The sequence below is a fragment of the Streptomyces gilvus genome (assembly GCF_022513565.1).
Lineage (GTDB): Bacteria > Actinomycetota > Actinomycetes > Streptomycetales > Streptomycetaceae > Streptomyces > Streptomyces gilvus.
This window is the reverse complement of the sequence record NZ_JAKWBE010000010.1, coordinates 37,637-49,889: the sequence shown is the minus strand read 5'-3', so window position 1 is coordinate 49,889 and position 12,253 is coordinate 37,637. Positions and strand designations below refer to the sequence as shown.

The following is a 12,253-nucleotide window of genomic DNA, read 5'->3' as shown; positions in this document are numbered from 1 at the left end:
GCACAGCTCCCCGTGGAACGACCAACCGGGGATACCCCTTTGTGGGATATCCCCGGTCGGGATCGTTCATGTCATCGAGCGTTCGCTGAGTGGTGTCAGACGAGCTCGGTGACGGTGCCGCCGGCGGCGGTGATCTTCTCCTTGGCGGAGCCGGAGACGGCGTCGACCGTCACCTGCAGCGCCACGGAGATCTCGCCCTGGCCGAGGACCTTGACGAGCGCGTTCTTGCGAACGGCGCCCTTGGCCACCAGACCCTCGACGGTGACCTCGCCACCCTCGGGGTAGAGCGTGGCCAGCTTGTCGAGGTTCACGACCTGGTACTCGGTCTTGAACGGGTTCTTGAAGCCCTTCAGCTTCGGAAGACGCATGTGGAGGGGCATCTGCCCACCCTCGAAGCGCTCCGGAACCTGGTAGCGGGCCTTGGTGCCCTTGGTACCACGACCGGCCGTCTTACCCTTCGACGCCTCACCACGACCGACACGGGTCTTGGCGGTCTTGGCGCCCGGGGCGGGACGGAGGTTGTGGATCTTGAGCGGGTTGTTCTCCGCCATGATCAGTCGACCTCCTCGACCGTCACGAGGTGGCGGACGGTGTGCACCATGCCGCGGAACTCGGGGCGGTCCTCCTTGACGACCACGGTGTTGATCCCCTTGAGACCAAGCGACCGCAGGGTGTCACGGTGGTTCTGCTTGCTGCCGATGTAGGACTTGACCTGCGTAATCTTGAGCTGCGCCATGATTACGCACCCGCCCCGGCACGCGCACGGAGAAGAGCCGCGGGGGCGACGTCCTCGAGCGGCAGACCACGGCGGGCCGCGATCTCCTCGGGACGCTGCAGACCCTTCAGGGCCTCCACGGTCGCGTGCACGATGTTGATCGCGTTGTCGGAGCCGAGCGACTTCGACAGCACGTCGTGGATACCGGCGCACTCGAGCACGGCACGCACCGGACCACCGGCGATAACACCGGTACCGGGGGACGCGGGCTTGAGCAGCACGACGCCGGCAGCCTTCTCACCCTGGATGGGGTGCGGGATGGTGCCCTGGATACGGGGGACCTTGAAGAAGTGCTTCTTGGCCTCCTCAACGCCCTTGGCGATGGCGGCCGGCACCTCCTTGGCCTTGCCGTAACCGACACCCACGGTGCCGTCACCGTCGCCCACCACGACCAGCGCGGTGAAGCTGAAGCGACGACCACCCTTCACAACCTTGGCGACGCGGTTGATCGCGACGACGCGCTCAACGTACGCGGTCTTCTCGGCGGCAGCAGCGCCGCCGTCACGGCCCTTCCGGTCCCGCCGCTCGCCGCCACCGGCACCGCTTCCGCGGCGCTGGGGTCCAGCCATTGGATTACCTCTCTCTTTCCGCTAGCTACAAGCGGCTCAGAACTTGAGCCCGGCCTCGCGGGCGGCGTCCGCCAGGGCGGCGATGCGCCCGGCGTACTGGTTGCCACCACGGTCGAACACGACGGCCTCGACACCGGCGGCCTTGGCACGCTCGGCGACCAGGGCGCCGACCTGCTTGGCCTGCGCGGACTTGTCGCCCTCGCCACCGCGGATCGACGTGTCCAGCGTGGACGCCGAAGCCAGGGTGTGGCCCTTCAGGTCGTCGATCACCTGCGCCACGATGTGGCGGTTGGAGCGGGTCACGACCAGACGCGGACGCTCCGCCGTACCGGAGAGGTTCTTGCGAATCCGGATGTGGCGGCGCTTGATCGCGGCGCGCTTGTAGGCGTCGCCCTTGAGGATCTTCTGTCCGTATGCCATGGCTTACTTACCCGCCTTTCCGACCTTGCGGCGGATGACTTCGCCCTCGTACTTGACGCCCTTGGCCTTGTACGGGTCGGGCTTGCGCAGCTTGCGGATGTTGGCCGCAACCTCGCCGACCTTCTGCTTGTCGATGCCCTCGACCGAGAAGCGGGTCGGGGTCTCCACCTTGAAGGTGATGCCCTCGGGCGCCTCGACGGTGATCGGGTGGCTGTAGCCGAGCGCGAACTCGAGGTTCGAACCCTTGGCCGTAACGCGGTAACCGACACCGCTGATCTCGAGCTTCTTCACGTAACCCTGGGTCACGCCGGTGATCATGTTCGCCACCAGCGTGCGGGACAGGCCGTGCAGGGCCTTGTTCTGACGCTCGTCGTTGGGGCGGGTGACGTTGAGCACGCCGTCCTCACCCTTGGCGATGTCGATCGGCGATGCGACGGTGTGGGTCAGCGAGCCCTTGGGGCCCTTGACCGAGACCGTACGGCCGTCGATGGTGACGTCCACGCCGGCGGGAACCGCGATGGGGAGCTTGCCGATGCGCGACATAGCTGTTTCCTCCGTTCCCTTCCGCTACCAGACGTAGGCGAGGACTTCCCCACCCACGCCCTTCTTGCCGGCCTGCTTGTCGGTCAGGAGACCGTGCGACGTGGAGATGATCGCCACGCCGAGGCCACCGAGGACCTTGGGCAGGTTGGTGGACTTCGCGTACACCCGGAGACCGGGCTTGGAGATCCGCTTGATGCCCGCGATGGAGCGCTCACGGTTCGGGCCGAACTTCAGCTCGAGGACGAGGTTCTTGCCGACCTCGGCGTCCTCGATCTTCCAGCCCGTGATGAAGCCCTCCTGCTGGAGGATCTCCGCGATGTGAGACTTGATCTTGGACGCCGGCATCGTCACGGAGTCGTGGTACGCCGAGTTCGCGTTCCGCAGACGCGTCAGCATGTCTGCGATCGGATCAGTCATGGTCATGAATTGGCCTTCGGCCTCTCTCGCCGGGGTTTCCTGGTGCGCCATCCCTCTCCCCGATCCGGGACGGGACGGGTGCGGCGCGGTGGACCTACGGCGTAGTAAGCATCATTCAGCGGACAGCTGTCCGCGTGCGTACGGGCAGTCGTCAGACGCCCAACCCTCCAAGCCTAAGGCATGGAAGGGCGGGCGCCTGACAGAGCCCAGTGCTTACCGAGAGCCTCTGGAATCCCGAACTACGGGACTACCAGGAGCTCTTGGTCACGCCCGGCAGCTCGCCACGGTGAGCCATCTCACGAAGGCACACGCGGCACAGGCCGAACTTGCGGTAGACGGAGTGCGGACGGCCGCAGCGCTGGCAGCGGGTGTAGCCACGCACACCGAACTTGGGCTTGCGAGCAGCCTTGGCAATCAGAGCCTTCTTCGCCATCTCGCTCACGCCTCCTTGAACGGGAAGCCGAGGTGACGAAGGAGCGCGCGGCCCTCAGCGTCGTTGGTCGCCGTGGTGACCACGGTGATGTCCATGCCCCGGGTACGGTCGATCTTGTCCTGGTCGATCTCGTGGAACATGACCTGCTCCGTGAGACCGAAGGTGTAGTTGCCACGGCCGTCGAACTGCTTGGGGGACAGACCGCGGAAGTCGCGGATGCGCGGGAGCGCGAGCGACAGGGTGCGGTCCAGGAACTCCCACATGCGGTCGCCACGGAGCGTGACGTGGGCACCGATCGGCTGACCCTCGCGCAGCTTGAACTGCGCGATGGACTTGCGGGCCTTGGTGACGGCCGGCTTCTGACCGGTGATGGTGGTCAGGTCGCGGATCGCGCCCTCGATCAGCTTCGAGTCACGGGCGGCGTCGCCGACACCCATGTTGACCACGATCTTCACGAGACCGGGGATCTGCATGACGTTCTCGTACTTGAACTCGTCACGCAGCTTGCCCGCGATCTCCTCGCGGTACTTCGTCTTGAGACGCGGAGTGGTGGTGGTAGCCATCAGATGTCCTCACCCGTCCGCTTGGCAACGCGGATCTTGTTGCCCTCGTCGTCGAAGCGGTAACCGACACGCGTGACGACCTTGTTGCCGTCCTTCTCAACGACCAGCTGGACGTTGGAGACGTGGATCGGCGCCTCGGTCGTGACGATGCCGCCGGCCTGCGAACCGCTGGCGGTCGGCCCGGCCTTGGTGTGCTTCTTGACCCGGTTGACACCCTCGACCAGGACGCGCTCGTCGCGCGGGTAAGCGGCAATGACCTTGCCCTGCTTGCCCTTGTCCTTGCCGGTGATGACCTGGACCAGGTCGCCCTTCTTGATCTTCATGCTTACAGCACCTCCGGAGCCAGCGAGATGATCTTCATGAACTTCTTCTCGCGCAGCTCACGCCCGACCGGGCCGAAGATGCGGGTGCCGCGAGGGTCGCCGTCGTTCTTCAGAATGACGGCGGCGTTCTCGTCGAAGCGGATGTACGAGCCGTCCGGGCGGCGGCGCTCCTTGACGGTGCGAACGATGACCGCCTTGACGACGTCACCCTTCTTCACGTTGCCACCGGGGATCGCGTCCTTGACGGTGGCGACGATGACGTCACCGATGCCCGCGTAGCGGCGACCGGAGCCACCGAGCACACGGATGCAAAGGATCTCCTTCGCACCAGTGTTGTCGGCGACACGCAGTCGCGACTCCTGCTGGATCACGTCTATCTCCTGTTTGTCTGCCGGTTCCCGGCAGGGGCCTCATCCCTTACGGGAGTTGAGCCCCTGCCGAGCCTGGCGGAACTGACCTGCGAGGAATGCCCCGCAGGAAATTACTTGGCCTTCTCGAGGATCTCGACGACGCGCCAGCGCTTCGTCGCGGACAGCGGCCGGGTCTCCGCGAGGAGGACGCGGTCGCCGACACCCGCGGCGTTCTGCTCGTCGTGCGCCTTGAGCTTGTTGGTACGGCGGATGACCTTGCCGTACAGCGCGTGCTTGACGCGGTCCTCGACGGCGACGACGACGGTCTTGTCCATCTTGTCGCTGACGACGAGACCCTCACGGGTCTTGCGGAAGCCGCGGGCCTCTGCAGTCTGCTCAGTCACGTTGCTCTCACTCATCAGGCACTCTCCACCGTCTCGATGCCCAGCTCGCGCTCACGCATCAGGGTGTAGATCCGCGCGATGTCCTTGCGGACCGCCTTCAGACGGCCGTGGTTCTCGAGCTGACCGGTCGCCGCCTGGAAGCGGAGGTTGAACAGCTCTTCCTTGGCCTCGCGGAGCTTCGCCAGAAGCTCCTCGTTGCCCAGCTCGCGCAGCTCGGACGCCTTGGTACCGGCCGACATCACGCTTCACCTGCCTCGCGCTTGACGATCCGGCACTTCATCGGCAGCTTGTGGGCCGCACGGGTCAGCGCCTCACGGGCGATCTTCTCGTTGGGGTACGACAGCTCGAACATCACGCGTCCGGGCTTGACGTTGGCGATCCACCACTCCGGAGAACCCTTACCGGAACCCATGCGGGTCTCGGCGGGCTTCTTCGTGAGCGGACGGTCCGGGTAGATGTTGATCCAGACCTTGCCACCACGCTTGATGTGACGCGTCATGGCGATACGAGCGGCCTCGATCTGACGGTTCGTCACATACGCCGGGGTGAGCGCCTGGATGCCGTACTCGCCGAACGCGACCGTCGTGCCACCCTTGGCAGCGCCGCTGCGTCCCGGGTGGTGCTGCTTGCGGTGCTTGACCCTACGGGGGATCAGCATGTCGGTCAGGCCTCCGTTCCGGTGCTCTCAGCCGGAGCGGCGGCGGGCGCCTCGGCCTGGGGGGCCTCGGCAGCCGGAGCCTGCTGCTGCGGCTTGCGACCGCGCCGCTCGCCACCACGGCCACCACGGGCCGGGCGGTCGCCGGCGCCACCGCGGGCCGGGCGGTTACCCGCACGGGCGGCAGCGTTCTCGGCGCGGACCTCGGCGATGTTCTTGACGTCGCCCTTGTAGATCCAGACCTTCACACCGATGCGGCCGAAGGTCGTCTTGGCCTCGAAGAAGCCGTAGTCCACGTTCGCGCGGAGCGTGTGCAGGGGCACGCGGCCCTCGCGGTAGAACTCCGAGCGGGACATCTCGGCGCCGCCGAGGCGGCCACCGCACTGGATCTTGATGCCCTTGGCGCCGGCCTTCATGGCGGACTGCATGCTCTTGCGCATGGCCCGACGGAAGGAGACGCGGGAGGAGAGCTGCTCGGCGACGGCCTGCGCGACCAGCTGAGCGTCCGTCTCGGGGTTCTTGACCTCGAGGATGTTCAGCTGGACCTGCTTGCCCGTGAGCTTCTCGAGGTCGCCGCGGATGCGGTCGGCCTCGGCGCCACGGCGGCCGATGACGATGCCCGGACGAGCGGTGTGGATGTCCACACGCACGCGGTCACGGGTGCGCTCGATCTCGACCTTGGAGATGCCGGCGCGCTCCATGCCGGACGTCATCATCCGACGGATGGCGACGTCTTCCTTGACGTAGTCCTTGTACAGCTTGTCGGCGTACCAACGCGACTTGAAGTCGGTGGTGACACCGAGCCGGAACCCGTGCGGGTTTACCTTCTGGCCCATTACCGGGTTCCTTCCTTGCTGCTGACGACCACGGTGATGTGGCTGGTCCGCTTGCGGATCCGGTAGGCACGGCCCTGGGCACGCGGCCGGAACCGCTTCAGGGTCGGGCCCTCGTCGACGTACGCCTCGGAGATGAAGAGGCTGTCGGCGTCGGTGTGGTCGTAGTTGTGCGCGGCGTTGGCAATGGCGCTGTCGAGCACCTTGCCGACCGGAACCGAGGCTGCCTGCGGAGCGAATCGCAGAACAGCCTGGGCCTCCGTGGCGTCCATGCCACGGATGAGGTCCACCACACGGCGGGCCTTCATGGGCGTGACGCGGATGTACCGCGCCTGGGCCCTGGCTTCCATGGTTGTCCCTTCAGAGTTACTTACGTGTCTGAATGCGATCCGCTGTCAGCGGCGCTTCGACTTCCGGTCTTCCTTGACGTGACCCCGGAAGGTGCGCGTCGGCGAGAACTCGCCGAGCTTGTGGCCGACCATCGACTCGGTGACGAACACCGGGATGTGGGTCTTGCCGTTGTGCACCGCGATCGTGTGGCCGAGCATGGCCGGGACGATCATCGAGCGACGGGACCAGGTCTTGATGACGTTCTTAGAGCCCGCTTCGTTCTGGGCGTCCACCTTCTTGATCAGGTGGTCGTCGACGAAGGGCCCCTTCTTGAGACTGCGCGGCATCTAAACCCGCTCCTAGCGCTTCTTGTTCGTCTTGCGGCGGCGGACGATGTACTTGTTGCTCGCCTTCTTGGGAGCACGAGTACGACCTTCCTTCTGACCCCAGGGGCTGACCGGGTGGCGACCACCGGAGGTCTTGCCCTCACCACCACCGTGGGGGTGGTCAACCGGGTTCATCGCCACACCGCGAACGGTCGGGCGGACGCCCAGCCAGCGCTTGCGGCCGGCCTTGCCCCAGTTGATGTTGCTCTGCTCGGCGTTGCCGACCTCGCCGACCGTGGCGCGGCAGCGCTGGTCGACCAGGCGGATCTCACCGGACGGCATGCGGAGGTGGGCCATCGAGCCCTCCTTCGCGAGCAGCTGCACGGAGGCACCGGCGGAGCGGGCGAACTTGGCGCCGCCGCCCGGACGAAGCTCCACGGAGTGGATCGTCGTACCGACCGGGATGTTGCGCAGCGCCAGGTTGTTGCCGGGCTTGATGTCGGCGCCGGGACCGTTCTCGATCCGGTCGCCCTGGTTCAGACCCTTCGGCGCCAGGATGTAGCGCTTCTCGCCGTCCGCGTAGTGGAGCAGCGCGATGCGCGCGGTGCGGTTGGGGTCGTACTCGATGTGCGCGACCTTCGCCGGCACGCCGTCCTTGTCGTGACGACGGAAGTCGATCACGCGGTAGGCGCGCTTGTGTCCGCCACCCTGGTGGCGAACGGTCACACGACCGGCGTTGTTACGGCCGCCCTTGCTGTGCAGGGGGCGGACCAGCGACTTCTCCGGCGTGGACCGCGTGACCTCGACGAAGTCGGCGACGCTGGAACCACGACGGCCCGGCGTAGTCGGCTTGTACTTGCGGATTCCCATTTCTCAGTCCTCGTCCGATATCGGACGATCCGACCCGCTTACGCGGTCGGACCGCCGAAGATGTCGATACGGTCGCCCTCGGCGAGGGTCACGATCGCGCGCTTGGTGGCCGCACGCTGGCCGAAGCCGGTGCGGGTCCGCTTGCGCTTGCCGATGCGGTTGATCGTGTTGACCCCGGTGACCTTGACCGAGAAGACCGCCTGGACGGCCTGCTTGATCTGGGTCTTGTTGGCGTTCGGGTCGACGATGAACGTGTACTTGTTCTCGTCCAGGAGCGCGTAGCTCTTCTCCGACACGACCGGCTTGAGCAGCACGTCACGGGGGTCCGTGTACGACTTGCTCAGCGGCGTCTCGACGGTGTTCTTGCCCTCGGCGGCGTGGCGACGCGCCTTGGCGACGCGGGCGGCCTTGGCCTTCTTCGCGGCCTTGGAGGCAATGGCGGGGTGACGGATGGCCATCAGACCTCGCTCCCTTCGGTGTCATTGGCCTTCGGGCCGGACACGAAGGACTCGAAGGCGGCCTGGGTGAAGACCACGTCGTCGGAGACGAGAACGTCGTACGTGTTCAGCTGGCCCGGCTCCAGGATGTGGACCTGGGGCAGGTTGCGGGCGGACAGCCACGCGGCCTCGTCGGCGCGCTCGACGACCAGGAGCAGGTTCTTGCGCTCCGAGATCTTGCCGAACAGCGTCCGGGCGGCCTTCGTCGAGGGGCTGTCGCCCTCGATGACGCCGGAGACGACGTGGATGCGGTTGTGGCGGGCCCGGTCGGTGAGGGCGTGACGCAGCGCGGCAGCCTTCATCTTCTTCGGGGTCCGCTGCGAGTAGTCGCGCGGCACGGGACCGTGCACGACGCCACCACCGGCGAACTGCGGCGCGCGGGTCGAGCCCTGACGGGCGCGGCCGGTGCCCTTCTGGCGGTACGGCTTCTTGCCGCCACCGCGAACCTCGCCACGGGTCTTGGTCTTGTGCGTGCCCTGACGGGCAGCGGCCAGCTGCGCGACGACGACCTGGTGGATCAGCGGGATGCTGACCTTCTCAACGCCGAAGATCTCCGCGGGGAGCTCGACGGAACCGGCCTTGTCGCCCGCCGGCGAAAGGATGTCAACAGTGCTCATCGGTTACCTCAGGCCCCCTTGGCCGCGGTGCGGACCAGGACGAGGCCGCCGTTCGGACCGGGAACCGCGCCCTTGATGAGCAGCAGACCCTTCTCCGCGTCAACGGCGTGGACGGTCAGGTTCTGGGTGGTGACCCGCTCGTTGCCCATACGACCCGCCATGCGGAGGCCCTTGAACACACGGCCCGGGGTGGCGCAGCCACCGATGGAACCGGGAGAGCGGTGCTTGCGCTGCGTGCCGTGACCGGCGCCGAGGCCACCGAAGTTGTGGCGCTTCATGACACCGGCGAAGCCCTTGCCCTTGCTCTTGCCGGTGACGTCGACCTTCACGCCGGCCTCGAACACCTCGGCGGTGATCTCCTGGCCGAGGGTGTACTCGGCGGCGTCCGCGGTGCGGATCTCGACGAGGTGGCGGCGCGGGGTGACGTCGGCCTTGGCGAAGTGGCCCTTGAGGGGCTTGTTCACCTTGCGCGGGTCGATCTCGCCGAAGGCGATCTGGACCGACTCGTAGCCGTCGCTGTCGTTCGTACGCACCTGGGTGACGACGTTGGGGCCGGCCTTGACGACGGTGACCGGAACAACACGGTTGTTCTCGTCCCACACCTGCGTCATGCCGAGCTTCTCGCCCAGGATGCCCTTGATCTGCTTGGTCATTCTCAGCTCACCGGCCCTCAGAGCTTGATCTCGATGTCGACACCGGCCGGGAGGTCGAGTCGCATCAGAGAGTCAACGGTCTTGGGCGTCGGGTCGAGGATGTCGATCAGGCGCTTGTGCGTGCGCATCTCGAAGTGCTCGCGCGAGTCCTTGTACTTGTGCGGCGACTTGATGACGCAGTACACGTTCTTCTCAGTGGGCAGCGGCACCGGGCCCGCGACCGACGCACCAGTGCGGGTCACCGTCTCGACGATCTTCTTCGCCGAGGAGTCGATGACCTCGTGGTCGTAGGCCTTGAGCCGGATGCGGATCTTCTGTCCCGCCATGGCTACTCAGTAGTCCTGTCTCTCTACAGCTCTGGAACCCGGTGTTCCCTTGACTTCTTCCGACCCACGCGGTCGGGCGTGTCGCGCTTTCACTGACACAGATGTCCCTTGTTCGAACATCCCTTGCCTGGGAAAGAGGTTCACCGGGTGCCTGGCCAGTGCCGCACCACACTTCCCGGAAGATTCCCGTACGTCCGCCCCAGCGCTGCCATCAGGCAGTTAGGACGACGAGTACTGTGGGACTCGCTTCCGGTCCCCCCGGCGGGAGGCGCGCAGCATCAACACTCGACCGAGCAACTCCGACAGTCTGCCATATGGGACAGGGGCCTGGCCAATCGAGCCGGAGACAATACCCCGGGAGTGACGCAGGTCAAACACGAGGGCGAAACGACATGGGCCTGCGGCCGGCGGCCCCGCTTCTGGAGCCGCGCATCCAGCGGTCGCGGGCCGACGGTCTGTGGCCCTCTCCCCCGCTGTGGGGCGCGACGGGCGACCGTCTGGGCGTGCACCTCAGAGGCGCCGGCTGACGGGTCGAGCTCTTCGTGGAGCCGCGCCCCACCGGCCAGGCGCAGCTGTACTTCCGTTCCGACAGCCACACCGCGCAACAGCCCCGCCACATACGCACCGCCTCGGCCTGGGAGGCGCTGCTCGACGAGGCCGTCTCCCGCGCCTGCCGCCTCGCCCTGCTGCCGGCCCGGCAGCTCGCCGCCACCTGCACGACGGGTCGGCTGGACCGGATCCACGGTGAGCTGTGGCTGCTTCCGGACGCCCTGGTGCGCGTCCGGAGCGGGCCGATGGACAGCGTGGCCAACTCGCTCGGCGGTTCCGGCGTCACGGGCCGCTCGCCGTACCGGCACGTCGCCTACGACCCGGCCGCGATCCTCGCCGCCCACCGCACCAACAAGGTCATCGCCCTGGCCGACATCGCCGAGGCCCGCCTGGACGGCGGCGTGACGCCCAGCCCGCCCCGGTGCCCTTGCCCTCGACGGTGACCTTCGAGCCCTTGGCCACCGCCAATCCATCACATGATCATGTCGGGTTCCGCAGCCGGGCGAACGACGTCTCCAGGCCCCGTTTCAGCAGGCGGGCCACCGGTGCCTCCACGAAGCGGTGGACCAGCCAGCTCAGGAGCAGGAAGCCGGTGATGACGGCGGCGACCAGGAGGCGGGCGTCCATCGTGTCCTTCAGGCGGTTGATGACCGTCGTACCGGCCGCGTAGTGCATCAGGTACAGCGGGTACGTCAGACTGCCGGCCGTCACCAACCACTTCCAGCGGACCCGGTCCGTCGCGCCGAGCGCGATCGCCACCATGACGAGCAGGAACACGGTGTAGATCAGCAGCGCCCCGCGCCAGCTGGAGACGTGCTCCACGGTGTCGATCCGTTTGCCGAGCTCCCGCTGCCCCATCAGCCAGGACATCGCGAGGATGCCCCACAGCAGCAGGTCCTGGCCGAAGCGGTACATCAGGTAGAGGGCGAGGCCGGCGATGAAGTACCAGGCGCCGTCGGGATTCGCGACCAGGGTGAGGAGCTTGAAGTCCGCCACCGGCGTCAGCATCGCCGCCGCGCCCCAGACGCAGCAGAAGACGACGACCTTGCGGTACGTCAGCCCGGTCGCGACCACGAGCAGGAAGAGCAGGTAGAAGCGGAGCTCGGACCAGAGGGTCCAGTACACGCCGTCGACGTTGCCCACGTTCGAACCGGCCTGCAGCATCGTGAAGTTGAGCAGCACGTCCCGTGCCCGCAGCCGGTCCCAGACGCCGGGCAGCAGCACCAGGACGGCGGTGGTGAAGGCTATGGCGAACCAGTACGCGGGGTAGAGCCGTATGACCCGGGAGACGAAGAACTGGCGCGGACTGCGGCCCCAGCAGGACATGCAGATCACGAACCCGCTGATGACGAAGAAGATCTCGACGCCGATCCAGCCGTAGGACGCGACGCGGAACACCGTCGGCATGATGTCGGACACCGGCCGGTCCCAGATGGCGTTGCCCGGCTGGTTCACCCGCCAGGTGCCGACGTAGTGGTGCGCGGCGACCATCAGCGCGGCCGCCAGCCGGATGCCGTCGATGGCGTACAGCCGCGGCCGTTCCCGGCGCGGCGGGTCGGCGGGACGGGGCACCCGCACCACGCGCAGCTGCTGCGTCGGCCGGTCGGCCATCACGGACATGCACGTCCCCCTGTCTGCCTGTTTCTGCCTGTCCACGCTAGGACGTCACAACCACCCCACAGCGAACACACGCGAACAATCGGGGCACCGGAGGCCGGGAGTTGGTCCAACTCTCGACGACACGTCCCGCAAGGTTTGCCGAGACTTCACCGGCCGACCATCGCGTGGCCGCGCGCCGGG

General features: G+C 66.9%; 24 protein-coding genes. 2 read left to right on the top strand and 22 right to left on the bottom strand.

All coding sequences use genetic code 11. From position 1 onward, the window contains the following. Window positions 1–95: 95 nt before the first annotated feature. The 21 genes from rplO to rpsJ form a co-directional block, all read right to left on the bottom strand. Entirely contained in the window at window positions 96–551 is a 456-nt protein-coding gene (gene rplO, locus MKW14_RS17415) for a 50S ribosomal protein L15 (RefSeq protein WP_240863445.1), read from the bottom strand. Window positions 552–553: 2 nt separating this feature from the next. After that, window positions 554–736, bottom strand: coding sequence for a 50S ribosomal protein L30 (gene rpmD / locus MKW14_RS17410; protein WP_003998814.1), 183 nt, complete (start codon window positions 734–736; stop codon window positions 554–556). Window positions 737–738: 2 nt separating this feature from the next. After that, entirely contained in the window at window positions 739–1,344 is a 606-nt protein-coding gene (rpsE, locus tag MKW14_RS17405; protein ID WP_019753099.1) for a 30S ribosomal protein S5, read from the bottom strand. Between the two features lie 36 nt (window positions 1,345–1,380). After that, window positions 1,381–1,764, bottom strand: coding sequence for a 50S ribosomal protein L18 (gene rplR, locus MKW14_RS17400; RefSeq protein WP_071373345.1), 384 nt, complete (start codon window positions 1,762–1,764; stop codon window positions 1,381–1,383). Between the two features lie 3 nt (window positions 1,765–1,767). Then, window positions 1,768–2,307 (bottom strand): 50S ribosomal protein L6, encoded by a 540-nt coding sequence (gene rplF / locus MKW14_RS17395; RefSeq protein WP_208777379.1) that lies wholly within the window; start codon window positions 2,305–2,307, stop codon window positions 1,768–1,770. A gap of 24 nt (window positions 2,308–2,331) precedes the next feature. Beyond that, entirely contained in the window at window positions 2,332–2,730 is a 399-nt protein-coding gene (gene rpsH / locus MKW14_RS17390) for a 30S ribosomal protein S8 (RefSeq protein ID WP_007494756.1), read from the bottom strand. 241 nt (window positions 2,731–2,971) lie between these two features. After that, window positions 2,972–3,157 (bottom strand): type Z 30S ribosomal protein S14, encoded by a 186-nt coding sequence (locus tag MKW14_RS17385; RefSeq protein ID WP_003948630.1) that lies wholly within the window; start codon window positions 3,155–3,157, stop codon window positions 2,972–2,974. Window positions 3,158–3,162: 5 nt separating this feature from the next. Continuing rightward, window positions 3,163–3,720: a 50S ribosomal protein L5 gene (gene rplE / locus MKW14_RS17380; RefSeq protein WP_020135807.1), complete on the bottom strand. Its 558-nt coding sequence runs from the start codon at window positions 3,718–3,720 to the stop codon at window positions 3,163–3,165. Further along, window positions 3,720–4,043, bottom strand: coding sequence for a 50S ribosomal protein L24 (rplX, locus tag MKW14_RS17375; RefSeq protein WP_018543913.1), 324 nt, complete (start codon window positions 4,041–4,043; stop codon window positions 3,720–3,722). The genes rplE and rplX overlap by 1 nt, the downstream gene beginning before the upstream one ends. A gap of 2 nt (window positions 4,044–4,045) precedes the next feature. Further along, window positions 4,046–4,414 carry a 50S ribosomal protein L14 gene (rplN, locus tag MKW14_RS17370; protein ID WP_003998823.1) on the bottom strand — a complete coding sequence of 123 codons (369 nt, stop codon included), beginning with the start codon at window positions 4,412–4,414 and terminating at the stop codon, window positions 4,046–4,048. A gap of 110 nt (window positions 4,415–4,524) precedes the next feature. Further along, on the bottom strand, window positions 4,525–4,812 hold the full coding sequence (rpsQ, locus tag MKW14_RS17365) for a 30S ribosomal protein S17 (RefSeq protein WP_007384073.1): 288 nt from the start codon (window positions 4,810–4,812) through the stop codon (window positions 4,525–4,527). Continuing rightward, window positions 4,812–5,036 (bottom strand): 50S ribosomal protein L29, encoded by a 225-nt coding sequence (gene rpmC, locus MKW14_RS17360; protein WP_003974259.1) that lies wholly within the window; start codon window positions 5,034–5,036, stop codon window positions 4,812–4,814. Before rpmC ends, rpsQ begins: the two co-directional genes overlap by 1 nt. Further along, window positions 5,036–5,455, bottom strand: coding sequence for a 50S ribosomal protein L16 (gene rplP / locus MKW14_RS17355; protein WP_007494765.1), 420 nt, complete (start codon window positions 5,453–5,455; stop codon window positions 5,036–5,038). Before rplP ends, rpmC begins: the two co-directional genes overlap by 1 nt. A gap of 5 nt (window positions 5,456–5,460) precedes the next feature. Next, entirely contained in the window at window positions 5,461–6,288 is an 828-nt protein-coding gene (rpsC, locus tag MKW14_RS17350; protein WP_240863444.1) for a 30S ribosomal protein S3, read from the bottom strand. Next, a complete protein-coding gene (gene rplV / locus MKW14_RS17345; RefSeq protein WP_003974262.1) occupies window positions 6,288–6,635 on the bottom strand; it encodes a 50S ribosomal protein L22 in 348 nt (115 codons plus the stop codon). Before rplV ends, rpsC begins: the two co-directional genes overlap by 1 nt. Before the next feature lie 45 nt (window positions 6,636–6,680). After that, a complete protein-coding gene (rpsS, locus tag MKW14_RS17340; RefSeq protein WP_095748093.1) occupies window positions 6,681–6,962 on the bottom strand; it encodes a 30S ribosomal protein S19 in 282 nt (93 codons plus the stop codon). A 12-nt stretch (window positions 6,963–6,974) separates the two neighbouring features. Beyond that, window positions 6,975–7,811: a 50S ribosomal protein L2 gene (rplB, locus tag MKW14_RS17335; protein WP_240863443.1), complete on the bottom strand. Its 837-nt coding sequence runs from the start codon at window positions 7,809–7,811 to the stop codon at window positions 6,975–6,977. 38 nt (window positions 7,812–7,849) lie between these two features. Then, window positions 7,850–8,269 carry a 50S ribosomal protein L23 gene (gene rplW, locus MKW14_RS17330; protein WP_133043291.1) on the bottom strand — a complete coding sequence of 140 codons (420 nt, stop codon included), beginning with the start codon at window positions 8,267–8,269 and terminating at the stop codon, window positions 7,850–7,852. Beyond that, the gene (rplD, locus tag MKW14_RS17325; protein WP_208777382.1) at window positions 8,269–8,925 is read right to left on the bottom strand and encodes a 50S ribosomal protein L4; all 657 of its coding nucleotides are present in this window, start codon (window positions 8,923–8,925) and stop codon (window positions 8,269–8,271) included. The genes rplW and rplD overlap by 1 nt, the downstream gene beginning before the upstream one ends. An 8-nt stretch (window positions 8,926–8,933) precedes the next feature. Further along, on the bottom strand, window positions 8,934–9,578 hold the full coding sequence (gene rplC, locus MKW14_RS17320) for a 50S ribosomal protein L3 (protein WP_208777383.1): 645 nt from the start codon (window positions 9,576–9,578) through the stop codon (window positions 8,934–8,936). Between the two features lie 17 nt (window positions 9,579–9,595). Next, window positions 9,596–9,904, bottom strand: coding sequence for a 30S ribosomal protein S10 (rpsJ, locus tag MKW14_RS17315; protein WP_003948644.1), 309 nt, complete (start codon window positions 9,902–9,904; stop codon window positions 9,596–9,598). Window positions 9,905–10,296: 392 nt separating this feature from the next. Between rpsJ and MKW14_RS40910 the strand changes: the two genes are divergently transcribed. Next, entirely contained in the window at window positions 10,297–10,431 is a 135-nt protein-coding gene (locus MKW14_RS40910; RefSeq protein ID WP_276620984.1) for a hypothetical protein, read from the top strand. Window positions 10,432–10,446: 15 nt separating this feature from the next. Then, entirely contained in the window at window positions 10,447–10,896 is a 450-nt protein-coding gene (locus MKW14_RS17310) for a hypothetical protein (protein ID WP_240863442.1), read from the top strand. A 37-nt stretch (window positions 10,897–10,933) separates the two neighbouring features. Here MKW14_RS17310 and MKW14_RS17305 read toward each other — a convergent pair whose 3' ends face one another. Beyond that, window positions 10,934–12,073, bottom strand: coding sequence for an acyltransferase family protein (locus MKW14_RS17305; protein ID WP_240863441.1), 1,140 nt, complete (start codon window positions 12,071–12,073; stop codon window positions 10,934–10,936). Between the last annotated feature and the right edge of the window lie 180 nt (window positions 12,074–12,253).